This window comes from Streptomyces sp. NPDC044063 (assembly GCF_056434285.1).
Window position 1 is genome coordinate 18,523 of record NZ_JBWKFM010000006.1, and the last position, 22,808, is coordinate 41,330.

The following is a 22,808-nucleotide window of genomic DNA, read 5'->3' on the forward strand; positions in this document are numbered from 1 at the left end:
CGTCACATTCCTCGTCGCGGAGCCGGGTGCGCGGCTCCTTGGCCGGCGGCCACGTCCCGGAGGTACGGGTTGGTGGCGCGCTCGCGGCCGATGGTCGTCTGGGGGCCGTGGCCGGACAGCACCACGGTCGAGTCGTCCAGCGGCAGGGCCACACGGGCCAGCGACTGGAGCATCTCGGCGTGGTCACCGCCGGGCAGGTCGGTGCGTCCGATGGAGCCGGCGAACAGCAGGTCGCCCGAGAAGAACACCGACGGGATCTCGGCGGTCTCGGGCATCCGGAAGGTCACCGACCCCTTGGTATGCCCGGGCGCGTGGGCGACGGAGAACTCGAGCCCGGCGAGCTGAAGCGTGCTGCCGTCGGCGAGCTCCTTGACGTCGTCCGGCTCGCCCACCGTGAGCTCGCCCATGAGCTGCGTCCCGATGGAGCGGCCGAGGGCCTTCTCCGGGTCGCTCATCATGTAGCGGTCGGCGGGGTGGATCCAGGCCGGGACGTCATGGGCGCCGCACACCGGGACGACCGAGGCGACATGGTCGATGTGGCCGTGGGTGAGGACGACGGCGACGGGCTTGAGCCGATGCTTCTTCAGCGTCTCCTCGACGCCCTGGGCCGCCTGGTGGCCCGGGTCGATGATCACGCACTCCTCGCCTGCGGCCGGGGCGACCAGATAACAGTTGGTCCCCCAGGCCCCGGCGGGGAACCCGGCAATCAGCACGTTCGTCCTTAATGGTCGGTCGGTCTTCGGTCGGTCGTCGGGCAGGGCCGCGACCCCGGCCGGAGCCTCCGGCGGAGACACCCGACCGCGACAGAGCCTACCGGCGGCACTCCTGCCGCCGCGAACCCGTATACGGTACGGGCACACTCGCGATTCGCGGCTCAGGACATGCACGAGACGGCACGAGGAGACGACCCGGTGGTCAGTAACGAGCAGCGGCGGCGACAGCTGGCCCGCGAGAAGTTCGAGCGGCAGCAGCAGCGCCGCGAGGCGGCGCGCCGCAAGGCCCGCCTCCGCAACGCGGTGATCGCCGGCGGTCTCGCCGTGGTGGTGGCCGCCGGTGCGACGGCGTACGCGCTGTCCGGCGGCGGGAAGAAGGACACGGCGGACGCGGCCGACGCCCCGACCCCGTCGAAGGGTCCGGACCCCTGCGCCAAGCCGGCTCCGGGCTCCCCCAGCACCAAGACGTGGAAGTCCGAGCCGGAGATGTCGGTCGACACGTCGGCCTCGTACGCCATGAAGCTCTCCACGACGTGCGGCACGGTCGACGTCAAGCTCGACGCCGCCAACGCTCCGCACACGGTCAACTCCTTCGAGTTCCTGGCGAAGGAAGGGTTCCTCGACCACAGCAAGTGCCACCGGCTGACCACCGCGGGCATCTACGTGCTGCAGTGCGGCGACCCGAAGGGCACCGGTCAGGGCGGCCCGGGCTACACCCTGCCGGACGAGAACCTCAAGGACTCCCGTCTCAAGGGCAACGTCTATCCCGCGGGCACGATCGCGATGGCCAACACCGGCCAGCCGCACACCGGTGGCAGCCAGTTCTTCCTCGTCTACCAGGACAGCCCGCTGCCTCCGCAGTACACCCCGTTCGGCACGATCGGCGCCGAGGGCATGAAGACGCTGAAGAAGATCGCCGACGCGGGCGAGCAGTCCGGCGCCGGTGACGGTGCCCCGAACGCCACCGTCGTGATCGACAAGGCGGCGGTGGCGAAGTCCTGACGCGATCCTGACGCCCCGGCGACGAAATTTCGGTCGCGCGGGATACGGACAGCCGGGGCGCGATTCGCCTATGTTGGCGTTGTGTAGGGTGCCTGATCCGGCGGCTGTACGCACCCGGATGATCAAGCTGTCGGACCGGTCGGGGCGCGGCCCCGTCCGGCACAACTGTGGACGATGCACGCGGGCCGCACACCGGCCGCGGCATCATGTGGAGGAGGCGCTGTGAGCAGCGACCCGTGGGGCCGCGTCGATGAGACGGGGACCGTGTACGTGCGTACCGCCGACGGCGAGCAGGTTGTCGGATCGTGGCAGGCGGGGTCTCCGGAGGAGGCGCTGGCTTACTTCGAGCGCAAGTACGAGGGCTTGGTCGTCGAGATCGGCCTCCTCGAGCGGCGGGTGAGGACCACCGACCTCTCGGCCAAGGACGCGACGACCGCCATCGACCACCTGCGTGTCCAGGTGGACGAGCACCATGTGGTGGGCGACCTGGAGGCGCTGCGGACCCGGCTCGACGCGCTCGTGGCCGACGTCGACAAGCGCCGCGAGGAGCGCAAGGCGGCCAAGGCCAAGCAGTCCGAGGAGGCCCGCACGGCCAAGGAGGCGCTGGTCGCCGAGGCCGAGGAGCTCGCGGCGAGCGAGCAGTGGCGCTCGGCCGGCGAGCGGCTGCGTGCCCTGGTGGACACCTGGAAGGGCCTGCCCCGCCTGGACCGCAAGACGGACGACGAGCTGTGGCACCGCTTCTCGCACGCCCGCTCGGCGTTCTCCAAGCGGCGCAAGGCGCACTTCGCCTCGCTGGACGCGCAGCGCGAGGAGGCCCGCAAGACCAAGGAGGCGCTGGTCGCCGAGGCCGAGGCGCTGTCCGGTTCGGGCGACTGGGGCCCGACGGCCGCGCGCTACCGCGAGCTGATGGCGGAGTGGAAGGCGGCAGGGCGCGCTCAGCGCGAGGCCGAGGACGAGCTGTGGGCGCGGTTCCGCGGCGCGCAGGACGTCTTCTTCCAGGCGCGCAGCGAGGTGTTCGCCGAGCGCGACGCCGAGCAGCAGGGCAACCTCACGATGAAGGAGGAGCTGGTCGTCGAGGCCGAGAAGCTGCTCCCGGTGACGGACCTGAAGTCGGCGCGGGCCGCGTTCCGTTCGATCAACGAGCGCTGGGAGGCCATCGGCCATGTGCCGCGCGACGCCCGGCCGAAGATCGAGGGCCGGATGCACGCGGTCGAGCGCGCCATCCAGGAGGCCGAGGAGTCCGAGTGGCGGCGGACGAACCCGGAGGCCCGGGCTCGTGCGGCCGGTCTGACCGGGCAGCTGCAGTCCGCGGTCGACAAGCTCCAGGAGCAGGTCGACAAGGCGCGGGCCGCGGGCAACGACGCCAAGGCCGACAAGCTCGCCAAGGAGCTGGAGGGCCGCAAGGCGCTGCTGGACCAGGCTCTGAAGGGGCTGGAGGAGTTCGGCGGCTGATCCGCCCGCTCTGACGTAACGCGTAAGGGGCTCCGGCAGTTGCCGGAGCCCCTTACTCGTGTCGCTTGCCAGGTGTCGCCGTTACGGCCTGCGGGCCGACGTCACGCGGTAGACGTCGTAGACGCCCTCCACGCCGCGCACCGCCTTGAGCACATGGCCCAGGTGCTTCGGATCACCCATCTCGAACGTGAAGCGCGAGGTGGCCACCCGGTCCCGGGAGGTCTGCACGGCGGCGGACAGGATGTTGACGTGCTGGTCGGACAGGACGCGGGTGACGTCCGACAGCAGCCGGGACCGGTCCAGCGCCTCCACCTGGATGGCGACGAGGAAGACCGACGACTGGGTGGGCGCCCACTCGACGTCGAGGATCCGCTCGGGCTGCTGCGAGAGCGAGTCGACGTTCACACAGTCGGCGCGGTGCACCGAGATGCCGTTGCCGCGGGTGACGAAGCCGATGATCGGGTCGCCCGGGACGGGCGTGCAGCAGCGGGCCAGCTTCACCCAGACGTCGTCGACGCCCTTGACGACCACGCCCGGGTCGGCGCTGGAGCGGCGCTTGGAGCGGCCGCGGATCGGCGCCGCCTCCTCCTCGATGTCCTCCGTCGCCGCGTCCTCGCCGCCGAGGGCCTGGACGAGCTTCTGCACCACGCCCTGGGCCGCGACATGGCCCTCGCCGATGGCGGCGTAGAGGGAGGAGATGTCGGGGTAGCGCATCTCGTGGGCGAGGGTGACCAGGGAGTCGCCGGTGAGGATGCGCTGGATCGGCAGGTTCTGCTTGCGCATGGCCCGCGCGATGGCGTCCTTGCCCTGCTCGATGGCCTCGTCGCGGCGCTCCTTGGAGAACCAGGCGCGGATCTTGTTGCGGGCGCGGGGGGACTTGACGAAGCCCAGCCAGTCCCGGGAGGGCGCGGCGCCGGGCGCCTTGGAGGTGAAGACCTCGACGAGGTCGCCGTTGTCGAGGGTCGACTCCAGCGGTACGAGCCGCCCGTTGACCCGCGCGCCTATGGTGCGGTGACCGACCTCGGTGTGGACGGCGTACGCGAAGTCGACGGGGGTGGCGCCCGCCGGGAGCGCTATGACGTCGCCCTTGGGCGTGAAGACGAAGACCTCGTTGCGGGAGAGGTCGAAGCGCAGGGACTCCAGGAACTCGCCCGGGTCCTCGGTCTCCTTCTGCCAGTCCAGCAACTGCCGCAGCCAGGCCATGTCATTGACGGTGTCCTGGTTCTTGCCGGCGTTCTTCGGTACGTCCGTGCGGATCTTGGAGGCGCCGGCGACGGCCTCCTGCTTGTACTTCCAGTGCGCGGCGATGCCGTACTCGGCGCGGCGGTGCATGTCGAAGGTGCGGATCTGCAGCTCGACCGGCTTGCCGCTGGGCCCTATGACCGTCGTGTGCAGCGACTGGTACATGTTGAACTTGGGCATCGCGATGTAGTCCTTGAACCGCCCCGGGACCGGGTTCCACCGGGCGTGGACGGTGCCGAGCGCCGCGTAGCAGTCGCGGACGGTGTCGACGAGGACGCGGATGCCCACCAGGTCGTAGATCTCGGCGAAGTCGCGGCCCCGCACGATCATCTTCTGGTAGACGCTGTAGTAGTGCTTCGGGCGGCCGGTGACGGTCGCCTTGATGCGGGCGGCGCGCAGGTCGGCCTGGACCTCGTCGGTGACGACGGCCAGGTACTCGTCGCGCTTGGGGGCCCGCTCGGCGACGAGACGCACGATCTCGTCGTACATCTTGGGGTAGAGGATCGCGAAGGCGAGGTCCTCCAGCTCCCACTTGATGGTGTTCATGCCCAGCCGGTGCGCCAGCGGGGCGTAGATCTCCAGCGTCTCGCGGGCCTTCTTCTCCTGCTTCTCCCGCTTGAGGTAGCGCATGGTGCGCATGTTGTGGAGGCGGTCGGCGAGCTTGATGACCAGGACGCGCGGGTCCTTGGCCATGGCGACGACCATCTTGCGCACGGTCTCGGCCTGCGCGGCCTCGCCGAACTGCACCCGGTCGAGCTTGGTGACGCCGTCGACGAGCAGGGCGACCTGGTCGCCGAAGTCACGGCGCAGGTCTTCCAGGCCGTACTCGGTGTCCTCGACGGTGTCGTGCAGCAGGCCGGCCATCAGGGTGGCCGGGTCCATGCCCAGCTCGGCGAGGATCGTGGTGACGGCGAGGGGGTGGGTGATGTACGGGTCGCCGCTCTTGCGCTTCTGGCCGCGGTGCCAGCGCTCGGCGACCTGGTAGGCGCGCTCGATCTGGCGGAGCGTGCCCGTGTCGGCCTTGGGGTCGTTGCCGCGCACGATGCGCAGCAGCGGTTCCAGCACCGGGTTGTACGGGCTGGAGCGCTGTACGCCCAGCCGGGCGAGGCGGGCCCGGACCCGGCTGGAGGAGCCGGGGCGGGAGACGGCGCCCTGCGCGCCGGTGGTGCGGGCCGGGGCGGCGGGCGGCTGGGGCCGCGCGGCCCCGGGCTGCGGGGCGGCCTTGTGGTGCGGGGTGCTCGCGGCCTGGGGCCGGCTCCGCTCGTCGGCCGCGCCCCGGTCGGGCCCCTCGGCGCCGCCCGGGCGGCCGGTGGAGGGCGTTCCCGTGACCGCCGCGGCCTCGGGCGACGGCTTCTCGTCCTGCGATGCGGCGGTGAGCGGCTGGACCTCGTCTGGCAAGAGCACTCCTCATGCGTACCGGCCCCCCGTTCAGGTCCGGACTGCCATGGTATCGATCCCGGCCGCCGGGCCGCCTCGCACGGGGCGGCAACCGGAACAACAGCGGCGGGCACCGGGGACTTCCCCGGTGCCCGCCGCCGCGTGCTCACGCCCGTCCCCGGGCGGCTCAGACCGTGATCAGCGCCTCCAGGGGCGCGCCCCCGAGGGCGGGCTCCAGACGGGCGCGGCCGGGCAGGAAGCCCAGCTCCATCAGGACCGCGACCCCGGCGACCTCGGCGCCCGCCCTGCGGATCAGCTTGAGCGAGGCCTCGGCGGTGCCGCCGGTGGCCAGCACGTCGTCGATGACGAGCACGCGGTCGCCCGCGTCGAGGGCGTCGGCGTGCAGCTCGATCTCGGCGGTGCCGTACTCCAGGTCGTAGGCCTGGGCGAGGGTGGCGCCGGGCAGCTTGCCGGCCTTGCGCACCGGCACGAAGCCGAGGCCGGCCCGCACGGCCACGGGGGCGGCGAGGATGAAGCCGCGCGCCTCCAGGCCGACCACCTTGGTGGCGCCGTACCGCCGGCACAGGCCGGCGAAGGCGTCGGTGAGCGCGGTGAACGCGTCGGCGTCGGCGAGCAGGGGGGTGATGTCCTTGAAGACCACGCCCGGCTTGGGGTAGTCCGGGACGTCGTGGATGCGGCTGAGCAGCAGCTCGCGCAGCTCCTGGTCGGCGCCCGAGGCGCGGGTGGCGCTCATCGGCGCTTCCCCGAGGGGCGGCCGCCGCGGCCCCGGCCGCGTCCGGTGCTCTGTCCGCGCTGGCCCACGAGGCCCGCCGGGGCGTCCTGGACGTCGTCCTCGTCCGCGGCGTCCTCGGTCGGGGCGAGGTCGCCCGCCTCGGCCTTGGCGGCGTCGGCGGCGCGGCGCGAGCGCACCCGCTTGGCCAGGGCCTTCATCTGCGGGTCGCGCTCCTTGAGGTCGGCGACCAGCGGGGTGGCGATGAAGATCGAGGAGTAGGCGCCGGCCGCGAGGCCGACGAACAGGGCGAGCGAGATGTCGTTGAGCATGCCCGCGCCGAGGAAGCCGCCGCCGATGAACAGCAGGCCGGCCACCGGCAGCAGCGCCACGACGGTGGTGTTGATCGAGCGGACCAGCGTGCCGTTGAGGCTGCGGTTGGCGATCTCGCTGTAGGTGAAGCGGGTCTGCTTGGTGATGTCCTTCGCGCTCTCCTTGAGACCGTCGAAGACGACGACGGTGTCGTAGAGGGAGTAGCCGAGGATGGTCAGCAGACCGATCACGGTGCCCGGGGTGACCTCGAAGCCCACCAGCGCGTAGACGCCGACGGTGATGGTGAGGTCGTGGATCAGCGCGACGAGGGCCGCCACCGCCATGCGCCATTCGAAGGCGATGGCGAGGTAGATCACCACCAGGACCATGAAGATCACGAGGCCCGTCCAGGCCTTGTTCGCGATCTGGTCGCCCCAGCTCGGGCCGACGATGTCGGTGTTGACCTTGTCCAGCGGGACGTCGAGCTTCTTGGCCAGCGCCTCCTGGGTCTTGCGCGACTGCTCGGTGGTCAGCTCGCTGACCTGGACGCGCAGGGTGCCGTTGCCCAGCTTCTGGACGACGGCGGTGTGGCCGGAGGTGTCCTCGGCCACGTGCTGGGCCTGGGAGGCCGAGACCGAGGTCTTCGGGGTGTTGAAGACCGCGCCGCCGGAGAACTCGATGCCCATGTTCAGGCCGCGCACCGCCAGGCCGACGATGGCCGTGATGGTGATGAGGATCGAGATGCCGTACCAGATCTTCCGCTTGCCGACGAAGTCGTAGCCGACCTCACCGCGGTAGAGCCGGGCGCCGAGGGTGCCGAGTCGCGACATCTCATGCCTCCTTCGGGTCGACGGGGGCGGCGGAGCGGCGGGAGGCCCGCAGCGGCGGCTTCACGCCGAGACGCTTGGGGTCCAGGCCGGACCAGGGGTGGCCGCTGGCGAAGAACTTGCGGCGGGCGAGGATCGTCATCAGCGGCTTGGTGAAGAAGAAGACCACGACGACGTCGAGCAGCGTGGTCAGACCGAGGGTGAACGCGAAGCCCTGCACCTTGCCGACGGTGACGACGAACAGCACCGCGGCGGCGAGGAAGGACACGAAGTCGGACACCAGGATGGTGCGGCGGGCGCGCGGCCAGCCGCGCTCCACGGCCGGGCGCAGGGTGCGGCCCTCGCGGATCTCGTCCCGGATGCGCTCGAAGTACACGATGAAGGAGTCGGCGGTGATGCCGATGGCCACGATGGCACCGCAGACGGCCGGCAGGTTCAGCGCGAAGCCGATGGCCGTGCCGAGCAGCACCATGATCGTGTAGGTGAGGACGGCCGAGGCCGCGAGGCTGGCGAGGGCGACGAGCGCGAGACCGCGGTAGTACGCCACCAGGTAGATCACGACGAGGGCGAGGCCGATGGCACCGGCGATCAGACCGGCGCGCAGCTGCTCGCCGCCGAGCGCGGCGGTGACGGTGGTCTCGTTGACGACGTCGAACGACAGCGGCAGGGCACCGTAGGACAGCACGTTGGCCAGGTCGGTGGCGCTCTGCTGGGTGAACCCGCCGGAGATCTCCGCCTGGCCGCCGCCGATCGAGCTGCTCACGGACGGGTCGGAGACGACCTCGCCGTCCAGGACGATCGCGAACTGGTTCTGCGGCGACGGCTTGGTCGCCAGCTGACCGGTGACGTTGGCGAACTTCTTGGCGCCGGAGGAGTCGAACTTCAGCTGGACGAGCCAGCCCTTGCCCTGCTGGGTGTCGATGACGGCACTGGCGCCGCTGATGTTGGTGCCCTCGACGGCGACCGGGCCCAGGACCTCCTTGACCTGGCCGTCCTTGCGGCAGGCCACGATCATGTCGGTGGGCTTGGCGGCGGAGGCCGCCTCGTTCGCCTTGGCGCGACCCTCCTTGGTGGAGCAGTCCAGCGCGTCGAGCTTCTTCTGCAGGGCGGCCATGTCACCGGCGCCCGGCGTCGGGGCGGGAGTCGGCGACTTCTTGTCGTCCTTCTTCGCGTCCTGCTTGCCCGCGGAGGCGCCGGGGGTGGCGTCGGCCTTGTCGGCCTTCAGCGCGTCGGTGACGGCACGGCCCTGGGGGCTGGCGCTGGCGGTGGGCGACGGCGAGCCGGACGGCTTGCTCTTGTCGTCCTTCTTGCCGTCCTGCGCGCCCTTGTCGGCGGACTTGTCACCCGTGGCGCCGGGCGTGGGCTCGGGGGCCTTGGCGCCGGCGGTGGCGGTCAGCACGGGCCGGAAGGCGAGCTGGGCGGTGGTGCCCACCTGCTGGCGGGCCTGCTTCGCGTTCGTCCCCTTGGGGATGTTCACGATGATGTGGTTGGCGCCCTGCGTCTGCACCTCGGCCTCGGTGACACCGAGACCGTTGACACGCCGCTCGATGATGCCGACGGCCGTGTTCATATTGGTCGTGTTGATCGCGTTGGGCTTGCCCGGCTGGTTCTTCGCCTCCAGCGTGAAGCTCGTGCCTCCCGCGAGGTCGATGCCCAGCCGCGGCGTGGTGCGCCCGGAGGCGAACATCCCCCCGGTGAGCGCCACCATGGCGATCAGGATCAGCGCCAGGACACGGCCCGGCCTCCCCTGGCCGCCCGGGGACCTACGGCCCTTCTTCGGTGCTGCCACCTTGTCGTTTCTCCCTGTCCAACCGCCGGGCGTCGGGTGTTCGCCGGACGGCCACGATGTGTTGTGGGGACCTGCCCCCGCCGGAGCCTAGACCGTAACGGAACCGCGGCGCACCGCTCGGTGGGTGCTCCGCGGTTCCGGAAAGGGGCTACTTGGCGTCCGTGCCGCCGTCCCGCTTGGCGTCCTTCGCCTCCGCCTCGGCCGGCTCGCCCGGCGTGGCGTCCTGGGCGTCGTCCGCGGCCTTCTTCGGCTCCCCGTCCTTGTGGAGGTCGATCTTCTGCTCGGCCGGGGGCTCACCGGTCTCGACGGCCTCGGTCAGCGCGGAGGCGTCGTCCGGGACGACGGGGGTCTCCTCCGGCTCCAGGCCGTGGACGATGCGGTTGTACTCCGCGTCCTCCAGCACGGCGCCGATCGCGTTCTTCGCGTAGATGGCGTGAACGCCCGGCGCGACCTCCAGGAGGACGGTGTCGTCGTTGATCTCCTTGACGGTGGCGTACATGCCGCCGATCGTCCGGACACCGGTACCCGGCTGCATCTGGTCGCGCATCTGGACCGCTTGGCGCTGCTTGTTCTTGGCCGACCGGGTCATCAGGAACATGGCCCCGATAAGCACGATGAACGGCAGGAGAGTCACGATATTCACGGGACGGGGTTTCCTTCACACGACCGCTGGGGACGCGGCCTGGTCTACGGGGGTGGTATGCCGCACCGGTAAGGACGGCATCGGCGGAGTCTAAGCGAGCCCGCACCTATGGAACAACGCCCAGCATGACACCGGGGTTCCTGGCCGGACCAGCCCCCGCGCCGTCACCCCTCGAAGAGTCCCCGCTGGCCGGAGCCGCCCCCGCCGTGCTGCGGAGGGGTCAGCCCGAGGTGGGTCCAGGCCGCCGGGGTGGCGACGCGACCCCGGGGTGTACGGGCCAGCAGACCCTCCCGGACCAGGAAGGGCTCGGCCACCTCCTCGACGGTCTCGCGCTCCTCGCCGACCGCCACGGCCAGGGTGGACAGCCCGACGGGACCGCCGCCGAAGAGCTTCAGCAGGGCGCCGAGCACGGCCCGGTCCAGCCGGTCCAGGCCCCGCGCGTCGACCTCGTACACCTGCAACGCCTGCGCCGCGATCTCCTGCGTCACCACGCCGTCCGCCTTGACCTGGGCGTAGTCGCGGACCCGGCGCAGCAGGCGGTTGGCGATGCGGGGCGTCCCCCGGGAGCGGCCGGCGATCTCGGCGGCGCCGCCGTCCTCTATCCCGACTTCGAGCAACCGGGCCGAGCGGTGGATGACGCGCTGGAGCTCGACGGGTGCGTAGAACTCCATGTGGCCGGTGAAGCCGAAGCGGTCGCGCAGCGGGGGCGGCAGCAGGCCGGCCCGGGTGGTGGCGCCGACCAGCGTGAACGGCGGGAGCTCCAGCGGGATGGCGGTGGCGCCCGGGCCCTTGCCCACGATGACGTCGACCCGGAAGTCCTCCATCGCCATGTAGAGCATCTCCTCGGCGGGCCGGGACATGCGGTGGATCTCGTCGAGGAAGAGCACCTCGCCCTCGGTGAGGGAGGACAGGATCGCCGCCAGGTCGCCGGCGTGCTGGATGGCGGGGCCCGAGGTGATGCGGATGGGGGCGCCCATCTCCGCGGCGATGATCATCGACAGGGTGGTCTTGCCGAGCCCCGGGGCGCCGGACAGCAGGACGTGGTCGGCGGTCGCGCCGCGGGCGCGGGCGGCCTTCAGCACCAGGTCCAGCTGCTCACGGACCCGCTCCTGACCGACGAACTCGCCCAGGTCCTTCGGCCGCAGCGCGGCCTCGACGGCCCGGTCCTCGCCGTCGGCGACCGTGTCGACGAGGCGGTCGGTCGTCGCGTCGTCCCAGTTCACAGGGTGTTCCTCACGCTCGTGGAAGAGTGCCGGCGCCGGGTCAGCGGGCCCGGTTCAGGGTCTGCAGGGCGGCCCGGAGCAGCTGCCCCACCTGGGGCGTGCCCCCGGCGGCCTCGGCCTGCGGGGCGACGGCGGCGACCGCCTCGTCCGCCTCGCGGGGGGCGTAGCCCAGCCCGACGAGGGCGGCGTGCAGCTGGTCCCGCCAGCCGGCGGCGGCGACGGCCGGGGCCGCGGCGGCCGGCGCGCCCACGGGCGCGCCCAGCCGGTCCTTGAGCTCCAGCAGCAGCTTCTGGGCACCCTTCTTGCCGATGCCCGGCACGGCGGTGAGCGCCTTCTCGTCGCCGGCGGCGAAGGCGCGCCGCAGCCCGTCGGGGCTGTGCACGGCCAGCATGGCCTGCGCGAGGCGGGGGCCGACGCCGCTCGCGGTCTGCAGCAGCTCGAAGGTCTGCCGCTCGTCGTCGTCGGCGAAGCCGTAGAGCGTCAGGGAGTCCTCGCGCACGACGAGGGACGTGGCGAGCCGGGCCTGCTCGCCGACGCGCAGGGCGGCGATGGTGCCCGGCGTGCACTGGACGGCCATACCGATGCCGCCGACCTCGATAACGGCGGTGTCCGGCGCGAGGGCCGCGACCGGCCCGGAGACGAAGGCGATCATCGAATGCCCTTCGGGAGTCGTACGGGTGCGGTGACACGCCGCTGGGCGGCGGCGAGCTGCTGCGCGGCGGCGAGCTGTTGCAGGCGGCCGGCCGCGGGGGCCCGCCAGATGTGGCAGATCGCCAGGGCCAGGGCGTCGGCGGCGTCGGCGGGCTTCGGCGGGGCGTCGAGCCGCAGCAGCCGGGTGACCATGGAGCCGACCTGGGCCTTGTCGGCCCGGCCCGAGCCGGTGACGGCGGCCTTCACCTCGCTGGGGGTGTGCAGCGCGACGGGCAGCCCGCGGCGTGCCGCGCAGAGCATGGCGACCGCGCTGGCCTGGGCGGTGCCCATGACCGTGCGGACGTTGTGCTGGCTGAAGACGCGCTCGACGGCGACGTACTCCGGGCGGTGCTCGTCGAGCCACTGCTCGATGCCGCGCTCGATCAGGACGAGGCGGTCGGCCACCTCGGCCTCGGCGGGGGTGCGTACGACGCCGACGCCCACCATGCGCAGCGGACGGCCCGCCGTGCCCTCGACCACCCCGACGCCGCAGCGCGTCAGCCCCGGGTCCACGCCCAGCACCCGCATCGTGCCCCTCCCCTCGATCACTTGCCCGGCAGGCTATCGGCTGCCACTGACAACGGCCGGTCATGCCGACGGGCCGGCGGGGTGTGTTCCCCGCCGGCCCGTCGGCCGACCATCGCCGGACGCGTTACGCGTCGACCTTGGCCATCACGTCGTCGGAGACGTCGAAGTTGGCGAAGACGTTCTGGACGTCGTCGCTGTCCTCGAGCGCGTCGATCAGCTTGAAGATCTTGCGCGCGCCCTCCTCCTCGAGCTCCACCTGCATGGTGGGCACGAAGTTGGCCTCGGCCGAGTCGTAGTCGATGCCGGCCTCCTGGAGCGCGGTGCGGACCGCGACCAGGTCGGTGGCCTCGCTGAGGACCTCGAAGGACTCGCCGAGGTCGTTGACCTCCTCGGCACCGGCGTCCAGGACCGCGCCGAGCACGTCGTCCTCGGAGAGCTCGCCCTTGGGGACGATGATGACGCCCTTGCGGTTGAAGAGGTACGAGACCGAGCCCGGGTCGGCCATGGAGCCGCCGTTACGGGTCATGGCGACGCGCACGTCGGAGGCGGCGCGGTTGCGGTTGTCGGTGAGGCACTCGATGAGCACCGCGACACCGTTCGGGCCGTAGCCCTCGTACATGATCGTCTCGTAGTCGGCGCCGCCGGCCTCGAGGCCACCGCCGCGCTTGACCGCGGAGTCGATGTTCTTGTTCGGGACCGACTGCTTCTTCGCCTTCTGGATGGCGTCGTAGAGCGTCGGGTTGCCCTCGATGTCGACGCCACCCATGCGGGCCGCGACCTCGATGTTCTTGATGAGCTTCGCGAAGAGCTTGCCGCGCTTGGCGTCGATCACGGCCTTCTTGTGCTTCGTCGTAGCCCATTTAGAGTGGCCGGACATCCGCCTGTCTCCTTCGCGTAACCCAATTCGTAACGAACGACAGAGATCCTACCGGGACCCGGCTACTGCGCGGCGCGCACCATGTCCACGAACAGGCCGTGGACCCGGTGGTCGCCGGTGAGCTCCGGGTGGAAGGACGTGGCCAGGACGTTCCCCTGGCGCACGGCGACGGTGTGGCCGTCGTAGGTCGCCAGGACCTCCGCCGAGGCGCCCACCGACTCCACCCACGGCGCGCGGATGAAGACGCCCTCGACGGGGCCGCCCTCGACGCCCGCCACCTCGACCGCCGCCTCGAAGGACTCGTTCTGCCGGCCGAAGGCGTTGCGGCGCACGATCATGTCGATGCCGCCCAGGGTCTCCTGGTCCTCTCGGCCGTCCAGGAGCTTGTCGGCGAGCATGATCATGCCCGCGCAGGTGCCGTAGACGGGCATGCCGGCCCGTACGCGCTCGCGCAGCGGCTCCAGCATCCCGAAGACGACCGCGAGCTTGGACATGGTGGTGGACTCGCCGCCGGGTATGACCAGGCCGTCGACCTCGGCGAGCTCCTCGGGACGGCGCACCGGCCGGGCGAGGGCGTCGGCCGCGGCCAGGGCCACGAGGTGTTCGCGGACGTCGCCCTGGAGGGCGAGGACGCCGATGGTGGGGGTGAACACGTGCTGCCTCTCGGAGATGTGAAGCCGGGAGGGCGGCCCGCCGTACCGCCGCGGACCGCCCACCGGGGAGAACGGGGTGTTACCAGCCGCGGTTGGCGTAGCGCTCGGCCTCGGGCAGGGTGTCGCAGTTGATGCCGACCATGGCCTCGCCCAGGTTGCGGGAGGCGTCCGCGATGACCTTCGGGTCGTCGTAGAAGGTGGTGGCCTTCACGATGGCGGCGGCGCGCTTGGCCGGGTCGCCCGACTTGAAGATGCCGGAGCCGACGAAGACGCCCTCGGCACCGAGCTGACGCATCAGCGCGGCGTCGGCCGGGGTGGCGACGCCACCGGCGGAGAAGAGGACGACCGGCAGCTTGCCGAGCTCGGCCACCTCCTTGACCAGCTCGTAGGGGGCGCGCAGCTCCTTGGCGGCGGCGAACAGCTCGTTGTTGTCGAAGCCGCGCAGCTTGGCGATCTCGTTCTTGATCTGGCGCAGGTGGCGGACGGCCTCGACGACGTTGCCGGTGCCGGCCTCGCCCTTGGAGCGGATCATGGCCGCGCCCTCGGCGATGCGGCGCAGGGCCTCGCCCAGGTTGGTGGCACCGCAGACGAAGGGGGTGGTGAAGGCCCACTTGTCGGAGTGGTTGATCTCGTCGGCCGGGGTCAGGACCTCGGACTCGTCGATGTAGTCGACGCCGAGGGACTGGAGGACCTGGGCCTCGACGAAGTGGCCGATGCGGGACTTGGCCATGACGGGGATGGAGACCGCGCCGATGATCTCTTCGATCATGTTCGGGTCGGACATCCGGGCCACTCCGCCGTCCTTGCGGATGTCGGCCGGGACCCGCTCCAGGGCCATGACGGCCACGGCGCCCGCGTCCTCGGCGATCTTCGCCTGCTCGGCGTTGACGACGTCCATGATCACGCCGCCCTTGAGCTGCTCGGCCATGCCGCGCTTGACGCGCGCGGTGCCGGTCTCGGGGGACTGGGCGGGGGTGGGGGTGGACACGATGTGACCTCGCTATCAAGGGCGGTGAAGCTGCAGCGTCATCAAACCCAGGGCGCGAGGGCCGGGAAAAGGGCCAATCCGAGGTCAGTGGCCTGTGCGGTCGGCCAGCACGGCCGGCGGCTCGTCGTCCATCTCGAAGGCCATGGGGAACGGCGCGTGACCGGCCAGCCGGAACCACCGCACCGTGCGGTGCCGGCGCAGCGCCCGGGCCGCCCGGACCGCGTCGTTGTGGAACCGCCGGGCCATCGGCACCCGCCGCACGGCCTGGGTCAGCTCCCGGAGCGACTCCTCCCCGCCGGGCGCCTCCCGCACCGCATCGGCCTGCGGCACCTCGGCGAAGACGGCGCGCAGCGCCTGGCTGAGCTCGCTCTCGGCGACCTCGCGGTGCTCCTCCTCCGCCTGGCGGGCGGCGTGCGCGGCCTGGTAGAGGACCATCGAGGCGGCGGGGTCGAGGACGCCCGCGGTGCCGAGCTCCTGGGCGACCGAGGCACGGCGCAGCAGCTGGGCGTCCAGTGCCGCGCGGGCCGCGTCGATACGGCTGTGCAGCCGGTCCAGGCGGCCCGCCGTCCAGCTCAGGTAGACGCCGATGACGACCAGGGCGACGACGATCCAGATCAAAGTGGTCACGCGAGGTCACAGTACCGGGCCGCCGCGGCGCGGCGGGCCGGTACGAGCGGGGCCCGGCCGGCGGCCGCCCGGCAGGTCAGTCGCGGGCGAGACCGAAGCGCGAGAGGAAGCCGGCGCGCTCGTCCGCGGCGACCGACGCCGCCCCGGCCGTGACCGTCTCGTAGACGGCGAGGATGTCCGCGCCGACCGTGCTCCAGTCGAAGCGCCGCACGTGCCGGCTGCCGTGCTCGCTCAGCTCGGCCCGCCGCCCGGCGTCGCCCAGCAGCCGCACGGCCGCGGCCGCCAGCGCCTCGGCGTCCTCGTTGGCGAACAGCTCACCCGCCGACCCCTGGTCCAGGACCTGCGCGAAGGCGTCCAGGTCGCTGGCGAGGACCGGGGCCCCGGCCGACATCGCCTCCACGAGGATGATGCCGAAGGACTCGCCGCCGGTGTTCGGCGCCACATAGACGTCGACGCTGCGCAGCAGCCGGGCCTTGTCCTCGTCGCTGACCATCCCGAGGAACTCCACCTGCCCCCGGACCTCCGGCGGCAGCCCGGCCACCGCCTCCTCCTCGTCGCCCAGGCCCGCCACCAGCAGCCGGGTGCCGGGGCGCTCGGCGAGGATCGCGGGCAGGGCGCGCATCACCACGGGCAGGCCCTTGCGGGGCTCGTCGATACGGCCGATGAAGCCGATCGTGCCGCCCTGCCACTCGGGCCGGGGCTCGGCCCGGGCGAAGAAGTCCACGTCCACGCCGTTGGGGATGACGACCGCGTCGCCGCCCAGGTGCTCGACCAGGGTGCGCCGGGCGTACTCGCTCACCGCGATGCGGGCGCTGATCTTCTCCAGGGCGGGCTGGAGGATCGGATAGGCCGCGATCATGGCCCGCGAGCGCGGGTTGGAGGTGTGGAAGGTCGCGACGATGGGGCCCTGCGCGGCCCAGCAGGTCAGCAGCCCCAGGGAGGGGGAGGTGGGCTCGTGGATGTGGATGACGTCGAAGTCGCCCTCGTGGAGCCAACGGCGCACCCGCGCGGCGGACAGGAAGCCGAAGTTCAGCCGGGCCACCGAGCCGTTGTAGGGGACGGGCACGGCCCGCCCGGCCGACACGACGAACGGCGGCAGCGGCGTCTCGTCGTCCGCGGGCGCCAGGACCGACACCTCGTGCCCCAGCCGGATCAGGTGCTCGGCCAGGTCACGGATGTGGAACTGCACGCCCCCGGGGACGTCCCACGCGTAGGGGCAGACGATCCCGATCCTCACGGCTTCTCCGTTCCGGAGCTCTCGTCGCGGCGGGGCCGGGGCCGCCGGTCGAGATCGGCGAGCCACAGCGGCTGGAGCATGTGCCAGTCCTCGGGGTGCTCGGCGATACCGGCGGCGAAGGCGTCGGCCACCGCCTGGGTCATGGCCGCGGCCTTCTCCGCGCGGGTACCGGCCGAGGGCACCTCGACCGGGGGGTCTATCCGGCCCCGCATCACCGGCGAGCCGTCGTACCAGAGCATCACCGGCAGCAGCACGGCACCCGTCCGCAGGGCGAGCGCGGCGGGCCCGGCGGGCATCTTCGTCGCCTCGCCGAAGAACGTCACCTCGATGCCGGACGCGGACAGGTCCCGGTCGGCCACCAGGCACACCAGTCCCCCGGAGCGCAGCCGCCGGGCCAGCGTGCCGAAGGCGCTCCCGCCGGCGTGCGGCAGCACCTCCATACCGAGCCCCTCGCGGTAGGCCACGAACCGGTCGTAGAGCGTCTCCGGCTTGAGCCGCTCGGCGACGGTGGTGAAGGGGATCCCCAGCCGGGTGGTCACCCACGCGCCCGCCAGGTCGTAGTTGCCCATGTGGGGCAGGGCGACGACGACACCGCGCCCGGAGGCCAGCGCCTCGTCCAGGTGGTGGCGGCCCTCGGGCTCGAAGCCGGAGCGGATACGGTCCGCGCTCCAGACGGGCAGCCGGAAGGACTCCATCCAGTAGCGCATGTACGAACGCATGCCGGCCCTGGACAGCTGTGCGAGCCGCTCGGGTCCCGCGTCCGGGACGACCCGGGCGAGGTTCGCCTCAAGACGTACGACGCCCCGGCCGCGCCGCTTCCAGGCGGTGTCGGCGATGCGCCGCCCCAGAGCGTCGGCCACGGGCTCGGGCAGCCGCTTGACCGCACCCCACCCCAGCCCGTACAGCGCGTCCGTCAGGCGCTCCCTCACCCGGCCTCGCCCCCGCCCGCCGCGACGGCGGCGTCCGCCTCGGCCGACTCACGGCGGACGGTGATCACCCGCTGGATCAGGGTGATCAGGCTGCCCACGGCCACGATCCACAGCGCGACGGGAAGGAGGATCTCGATGTGCGGCACCCCGAAGGCGTGGAGGCCCGCGAGGCCGCACGCCACGAGCGAGACGACCAGTCGCTCGGCGCGCTCGACCAGGCCGTTGACGTTCACCGGCAGACCGATGCTCTCGCCGCGCGCCTTGGTGTACGACACCACCTGGCCGCTGGCCAGACAGAAGATCGCCACCGCGCACAGCACCAGGTCGTCGCCCCGCCCGGCGTACCACAGCGCCAGGCCGCCGAAGATCGCCGAGTCGGCGACCCGGTCGAGCGTCGAGTCCAGGAAGGCGCCCCAGCGGCTGGAGCGGCCCAGCTGCCGCGCCATGTTGCCGTCGACGAGGTCGGAGAAGACGAACAGCGTGATGACGATCGTCCCCCAGAAGAACTCCCCCTGGGGGTAGAAGACCAGCGCGCCCGCCACCACTCCACCCGTGCCGATGAGGGTCACCGCGTCGGGGCTGACCCCCAGGCGGATGAGCAGGGCGGCGAACGGTGTGAGAACACGCGTGAAGAACGCACGCGCGTACTTGTTCAGCATGGCCTTCCCGGAAGGTAGTGAGCGGGCCGGATGGTCGGAAGGCCACCGGCTGGCCCATCGTAGCCAGCCCGTCCCGGGCCGCCGCGCACACATCGCTCCCCCGGGCCATGGCGCAGGTCACGGCCGCCCCGGTCACGGCTCGCCGACGGCTCCCGCGGGGGGCGGACGGTTGCGTCCCCGTGTGCGACGTATGGACGCAGCGTGACCACGGTGGAAAGCTCGAAGGACCGCAGGTGTCGACCGGAAGGCGAGACACATGGGCGAGAAGACAACCGCACACCCAGGGGCCGCCGGCAGAGCAGTGGCGGCCGACCGGCCCGGCAACATCCGGAACGTGGTGCTGGTCGGCCACAGTGGCTCCGGAAAGACGACGCTGGTGGAGGCCCTGGCCCTGGCCACCGGCGCGGTGAACCGCGCGGGCCGGGTCGAGGACGGCTCGGCGGTGTCGGACTACGACGAGATCGAGCACCGCCAGCAACGCTCCGTACAGCTGTCCCTGGTGCCCGTCGAATGGGAGGGCATCAAGATCAACCTCCTGGACACCCCCGGCTACGCCGACTTCGTCGGTGAGCTGAGGGCCGGTCTGCGCGCCGCGGACGCGGCCCTCTTCGTCGTCTCGGCGGCGGAGGGCGTCGAGGGGATCGCCGGCGCGACGCGCGTGCTGTGGGAGGAGTGCGCGGCCGTGGGCATGCCGCGCGCCATCGTGGTCACCCACCTGGAGGCGGCCCGGGCGGACTTCGAGGAGATGACGGAGACCTGCCGCGCCGCCTTCGCGGGCGACGCCGACGGCGTCCTCCCCCTCTACCTCCCCCTGTACGGCAAGGAGGGCCCCGACGGCCACCGGCCCGTGGCCGGCCTCACCGGCCTGCTCACCCGGCGCGTCTTCGACTACTCCTCCGGCGTCCGCACCGACACCGCGCCGGGCGACGACGCACTCCCCGGCATCGAGGAGGCCCGCAACCGCCTCATCGAGGGCATCATCGCCGAGAGCGAGGACGAGACCCTCATGGACCGCTACCTCGGCGGCGAGGAGATCGACGTCAAAACCCTCGTCGAGGACCTGGAACGGGCCGTGGCCCGCGGCAGCTTCCACCCCGTGCTGGCCGCCGCGCCCGCCCAGGACGGCGCCCGCCAGGGCCTGGGCACCGTCGAGCTGCTGGAGCTGATCACCGGCGGCTTCCCCACCCCGCCCGAACGCACCCCGCCCGAGGTCACCACCCCCGACGGCGCCGCACGCCCCCCGCTCACCTGCGACCCCGCGGGCCCGCTCGCCGCCGAGGTCGTCAAGACCGCCTCCGACCCCTACGTCGGCCGCGTCTCCCTCGTCCGCGTCTTCTCCGGCACCCTGCGCCCCGACGAGACCGTCCACGTCTCCGGGCACGGCCTCGAGGACCGCGGCCACGAGGACCACGACGTCGACGAACGCGTCGGCGCCCTCTCCTCACCCTTCGGCAAACAGCAGCGCCAGCTCGCCCAGGCCGTCGCCGGCGACATCGCCTGCGTCGCCAAGCTCGTCAGCGCCGAGACCGGCGACACCCTCTCCAGCAGGTCCGACCCCCTGCTCATGGAACCCTGGCTGATGCCCGACCCCCTGCTGCCCGTGGCCATCGAGGCCCACAGCAAGGCCGACGAGGACAAGCTCTCCCACAGCCTCGCCCGGCTGGTCGCCGAGGACCCCACCATGCGCCTGGAGCACAACCCGCACACCCACCAGGTCGTGCTGTGGACCCTGGGCGAGGCCCACCGCGACGTCGCCCTGGAACGGCTGCGCACCCGCTACGGCGTCCAGGTCGACGTCGTGCCCCACAAGGTCTCCCTCCGCGAGACCTTCGGTGGCCGCGCCACCGGCCGCGGCCGGCACGTCAAGCAGTCCGGCGGCCACGGCCAGTACGCCATCTGCGAGATCGAGGTCGAACCGCTCCCCGGCGGCAGCGGCATCGAGTTCGTCGACAAGGTGGTGGGCGGCGCCGTCCCCCGCCAGTTCATCCCCTCCGTCGAGAAGGGCGTACGCGCCCAGGCCGCCCGGGGCGTCGCCGCGGGCTACCCCCTGGTCGACGTACGGGTGACCCTCCTCGACGGCAAGGCCCACTCGGTGGACTCCTCCGACGCCGCCTTCCAGACCGCCGGCGCCCTCGCCCTCCGCGAAGCCGCCGCCGAGACCCGCGTCCACCTCCTCGAACCGGTCGCCGAGATCCAGGTGCTGGTCTCCGATGACTACGTCGGACCCGTCATGAGCGACCTCTCCGGACGCCGCGGTCGCGTCCTGGGCACCGAACAGTCCGGCTCCGGCCGGACCCTCGTCCGCGCCGAGGTACCGGAGATCGAGATCGGCCGGTACGCGGTCGACCTCCGCTCCCTCTCCCACGGCACCGGACGGTTCAGCCGCTCCTACGCCCGGCACGAGCCCATGCCCCCGCAGCTCGCCGACCGTATCCGCGAACAGGCCGAGAACGGCGCATAGTTCACAAGCCGCCCGTCCCAACTCACGTGGGACGGGCGGCTTTCCGATCTCCCACGACAGGCGCCACCCCACCCCACTACGCTGAGCACACGGCCATGACACGGGCCGCGAGCGGCAGTCGGGAGCAGGCCGGTGCCCGGACGGGCGCGGCATTGGGGGCAGCAGTGGCAGGAGACGGGTACGACTTCAGCCCGGGTGCGCAGATCCCGGTATCCGGCGGCGCCGGCGGCACCGCCGTCACACAGGCCCTGGCCTCCGCGGCCTACCGCGACGGCCCGGTCGACGAGATTCTCAAGGCCAACTCCGACTGGGCCACCTCCGAGGTCACCAAACCCCGGATCTCGCTCTTCGAGCCCAACCTCGGCGAAGCCTTCGCCCGCGCCGTCCAGAACCGCATGCTCGGCGGCGGCCGCAAACCCCTCATCCAGTCCTTCGGCCTCGAACCCCAGGTCATCGTCGAGCACTGCCTCGCCGCCAGCCGCATCCGCCGCATCCGCGACGCCCAGCTCACCCTCATCATGGCCGTCTTCGGCCTGCTCTTCCTCCCCGGCGTCCTCCTCTGGTTCGGCGCCTTCCAGCTGCGCCGCAGCCTCGCCGGCGCCCAGAACAAGCGCGCCGGCGCCCTCGGCACCACCCTCCTCGCCGCCATCGCCGTCGTGGTCGCCGTCGCCATGGTCAAGGCCCCCCTCCACGGCTTCTGGGGCATCTACCTACGCGCCATGATCATCGCCCCGCTCATCGGCGGCTTCTGGGCCAAGACCGCCTGCGAACGCACCGCCAAGGACCTGCGCGACCGCTGGACCGGACTCCTCGACGGCAGCGCCGTCGCCGCCAAGATCCCCGAAAGCGTCCCCCGCGCCCCCGGCGAGACCGCCGCCGAACAGCTCCGCCAGAGCCTCCAGAAGCTGTCCGCCGAACAGGACAGCAACGTCGTCTTCTACGCCGGCCCCAAGGGCATACTCGGCATGGGCACCCGCTGGGGCAGCTGGCAGCTCGCCGAGGACCTCGTCCCCGCCCAGGCCGGCCGCGACATCAACCCCTTCCGCAGCTGGGACATCGCCCGCGCCATCCACGACCAGCTCAAGAACCTCGAACGCACCCCCATCAACACCGGCGGCCTCACCCCGCCCCGCGTCGAGCACTGGGTCGTCGTCCCCATCGGCGAAGGCGCCTCCGCCGTCTCCCGCCCCGGCGGCACCGACGCCGCCTCCTACCAGATCCGCGGCGCCAAACTCCAGGACATCTGCGACAAACAGCACTTCGGCAGCGGCGACCGCCACTACCTCGGCGTCCAGTTCGTCCTCTGGGACGGCCAGCTCGTCATCAACCTCCTCGTCAACGTCACGGTCCTCCACAAGACCCTGCGCATCGAGGTCACCGGCTACGCCCTCGGCCCCACCCACGGCGTCTTCAACGGCCGCCCCAAGAACCGCACCGTGTCCTTCAAGAAGGGCATCAAGTTCTGGGAGACCTGGACCCGCACCCTCCCCGTCGTCGAACCCAAGGAAGTCGTCCGCCTCGCCGCCCGCGCCCCCCTCACCTGGTACCCCCCGCTCCTGGAGTACTGGGGCGGCAAGCTCGTCCTCCCCGAACCCTTCGGCCTCCGCCACGCCTGGGCCGACAAGCCCTGGCGCCACCGCTTCATGGCCGACGACGCCCTCCGCGCCGCCACCCCCGTCCTCCGCGTCGTCCACGAGGCAGCGCTCCGCGTCCTCAAGGAGAACGGCGTCGACACCAGCAAGTTCGACTCCCGCGCCGGCAGCCTCAGCGGCGCCGTCCAGGACGCCAAGCCCGGCAGGGTCGACGTCTACGACGCCTGACCACCAGCGGACCGCGCACCCGCCCCGGG

20 protein-coding genes are annotated in these 22,808 nt (G+C 72.1%); 4 read left to right on the forward strand and 16 right to left on the reverse strand.

The genetic code is table 11. From position 1 onward, the window contains the following. Positions 1-2 precede the first annotated feature (2 nt). Positions 3-713 (reverse strand): MBL fold metallo-hydrolase, encoded by a 711-nt coding sequence (locus AC07BS_RS09895; protein ID WP_478644566.1) that lies wholly within the window; start codon positions 711-713, stop codon positions 3-5. Positions 714-911: 198 nt separating this feature from the next. Between AC07BS_RS09895 and AC07BS_RS09900 the strand changes: the two genes are divergently transcribed. Then, a complete protein-coding gene (locus tag AC07BS_RS09900; protein ID WP_478644568.1) occupies positions 912-1,715 on the forward strand; it encodes a peptidylprolyl isomerase in 804 nt (267 codons plus the stop codon). Positions 1,716-1,937: 222 nt separating this feature from the next. Then, positions 1,938-3,167: a DUF349 domain-containing protein gene (locus AC07BS_RS09905; protein ID WP_478644570.1), complete on the forward strand. Its 1,230-nt coding sequence runs from the start codon at positions 1,938-1,940 to the stop codon at positions 3,165-3,167. 81 nt (positions 3,168-3,248) lie between these two features. On the opposite strand, the gene AC07BS_RS09910 is transcribed toward AC07BS_RS09905, so the two are convergent. The 15 genes from AC07BS_RS09910 to pgsA all read right to left on the reverse strand — a co-directional run bounded on the left by AC07BS_RS09910 (position 3,249) and on the right by pgsA (position 18,498). Next, complete coding sequence (locus AC07BS_RS09910) at positions 3,249-5,807, reverse strand: RelA/SpoT family protein (RefSeq protein ID WP_478644573.1); 2,559 nt, start codon at positions 5,805-5,807, stop codon at positions 3,249-3,251. A 166-nt stretch (positions 5,808-5,973) separates the two neighbouring features. Beyond that, on the reverse strand, positions 5,974-6,540 hold the full coding sequence (locus tag AC07BS_RS09915) for an adenine phosphoribosyltransferase (RefSeq protein WP_478931316.1): 567 nt from the start codon (positions 6,538-6,540) through the stop codon (positions 5,974-5,976). After that, complete coding sequence (gene secF, locus AC07BS_RS09920; RefSeq protein ID WP_478644577.1) at positions 6,537-7,658, reverse strand: protein translocase subunit SecF; 1,122 nt, start codon at positions 7,656-7,658, stop codon at positions 6,537-6,539. The genes AC07BS_RS09915 and secF overlap by 4 nt, the downstream gene beginning before the upstream one ends. Position 7,659: 1 nt before the next feature. After that, positions 7,660-9,444, reverse strand: coding sequence for a protein translocase subunit SecD (gene secD, locus AC07BS_RS09925; protein ID WP_478931318.1), 1,785 nt, complete (start codon positions 9,442-9,444; stop codon positions 7,660-7,662). A gap of 148 nt (positions 9,445-9,592) precedes the next feature. After that, on the reverse strand, positions 9,593-10,087 hold the full coding sequence (yajC, locus tag AC07BS_RS09930; protein ID WP_478644583.1) for a preprotein translocase subunit YajC: 495 nt from the start codon (positions 10,085-10,087) through the stop codon (positions 9,593-9,595). A gap of 164 nt (positions 10,088-10,251) precedes the next feature. Beyond that, a complete protein-coding gene (gene ruvB / locus AC07BS_RS09935) occupies positions 10,252-11,310 on the reverse strand; it encodes a Holliday junction branch migration DNA helicase RuvB (protein WP_478931321.1) in 1,059 nt (352 codons plus the stop codon). Between the two features lie 40 nt (positions 11,311-11,350). Then, the gene (ruvA, locus tag AC07BS_RS09940) at positions 11,351-11,962 is read right to left on the reverse strand and encodes a Holliday junction branch migration protein RuvA (protein WP_478644587.1); all 612 of its coding nucleotides are present in this window, start codon (positions 11,960-11,962) and stop codon (positions 11,351-11,353) included. Then, complete coding sequence (ruvC, locus tag AC07BS_RS09945) at positions 11,959-12,528, reverse strand: crossover junction endodeoxyribonuclease RuvC (protein WP_478645061.1); 570 nt, start codon at positions 12,526-12,528, stop codon at positions 11,959-11,961. Before ruvC ends, ruvA begins: the two co-directional genes overlap by 4 nt. A gap of 124 nt (positions 12,529-12,652) precedes the next feature. Then, positions 12,653-13,405 (reverse strand): YebC/PmpR family DNA-binding transcriptional regulator, encoded by a 753-nt coding sequence (locus AC07BS_RS09950; protein ID WP_478644589.1) that lies wholly within the window; start codon positions 13,403-13,405, stop codon positions 12,653-12,655. 62 nt (positions 13,406-13,467) lie between these two features. Next, positions 13,468-14,058 (reverse strand): pyridoxal 5'-phosphate synthase glutaminase subunit PdxT, encoded by a 591-nt coding sequence (gene pdxT / locus AC07BS_RS09955; RefSeq protein ID WP_478644591.1) that lies wholly within the window; start codon positions 14,056-14,058, stop codon positions 13,468-13,470. A 79-nt stretch (positions 14,059-14,137) separates the two neighbouring features. Continuing rightward, positions 14,138-15,049 (reverse strand): pyridoxal 5'-phosphate synthase lyase subunit PdxS, encoded by a 912-nt coding sequence (gene pdxS, locus AC07BS_RS09960; protein ID WP_478645063.1) that lies wholly within the window; start codon positions 15,047-15,049, stop codon positions 14,138-14,140. A gap of 81 nt (positions 15,050-15,130) precedes the next feature. Beyond that, complete coding sequence (locus AC07BS_RS09965; RefSeq protein WP_478644594.1) at positions 15,131-15,673, reverse strand: LemA family protein; 543 nt, start codon at positions 15,671-15,673, stop codon at positions 15,131-15,133. 76 nt (positions 15,674-15,749) lie between these two features. Further along, on the reverse strand, positions 15,750-16,910 hold the full coding sequence (locus AC07BS_RS09970) for a glycosyltransferase family 4 protein (RefSeq protein ID WP_478644597.1): 1,161 nt from the start codon (positions 16,908-16,910) through the stop codon (positions 15,750-15,752). Beyond that, positions 16,907-17,839: a phosphatidylinositol mannoside acyltransferase gene (locus AC07BS_RS09975; RefSeq protein ID WP_478644599.1), complete on the reverse strand. Its 933-nt coding sequence runs from the start codon at positions 17,837-17,839 to the stop codon at positions 16,907-16,909. Before AC07BS_RS09975 ends, AC07BS_RS09970 begins: the two co-directional genes overlap by 4 nt. After that, entirely contained in the window at positions 17,836-18,498 is a 663-nt protein-coding gene (pgsA, locus tag AC07BS_RS09980) for a phosphatidylinositol phosphate synthase (protein ID WP_478931325.1), read from the reverse strand. Before pgsA ends, AC07BS_RS09975 begins: the two co-directional genes overlap by 4 nt. Positions 18,499-18,754: 256 nt before the next feature. Between pgsA and AC07BS_RS09985 the strand changes: the two genes are divergently transcribed. After that, the gene (locus tag AC07BS_RS09985) at positions 18,755-20,959 is read left to right on the forward strand and encodes an elongation factor G-like protein EF-G2 (protein WP_478644603.1); all 2,205 of its coding nucleotides are present in this window, start codon (positions 18,755-18,757) and stop codon (positions 20,957-20,959) included. Between the two features lie 164 nt (positions 20,960-21,123). Then, a complete protein-coding gene (locus AC07BS_RS09990) occupies positions 21,124-22,779 on the forward strand; it encodes a hypothetical protein (RefSeq protein ID WP_478644605.1) in 1,656 nt (551 codons plus the stop codon). Positions 22,780-22,808: the final 29 nt, after the last annotated feature.

What these genes read in the sequence shown, in the direction of transcription:
- AC07BS_RS09985 (WP_478644603.1), top strand. Translation starts at nt 18,755, where the DNA reads ATGGGCGAGAAGACAACCGCACACCCAGGGGCCGCCGGCAGAGCAGTG.
- pgsA (WP_478931325.1), bottom strand. Translation starts at nt 18,498, where the DNA reads ATGCTGAACAAGTACGCGCGTGCGTTCTTCACGCGTGTTCTCACACCG.
- secF (WP_478644577.1), bottom strand. Translation starts at nt 7,658, where the DNA reads ATGTCGCGACTCGGCACCCTCGGCGCCCGGCTCTACCGCGGTGAGGTC.
- ruvA (WP_478644587.1), bottom strand. Translation starts at nt 11,962, where the DNA reads ATGATCGCCTTCGTCTCCGGGCCGGTCGCGGCCCTCGCGCCGGACACC.
- AC07BS_RS09915 (WP_478931316.1), bottom strand. Translation starts at nt 6,540, where the DNA reads ATGAGCGCCACCCGCGCCTCGGGCGCCGACCAGGAGCTGCGCGAGCTG.
- ruvC (WP_478645061.1), bottom strand. Translation starts at nt 12,528, where the DNA reads ATGCGGGTGCTGGGCGTGGACCCGGGGCTGACGCGCTGCGGCGTCGGG.
- AC07BS_RS09950 (WP_478644589.1), bottom strand. Translation starts at nt 13,405, where the DNA reads ATGTCCGGCCACTCTAAATGGGCTACGACGAAGCACAAGAAGGCCGTG.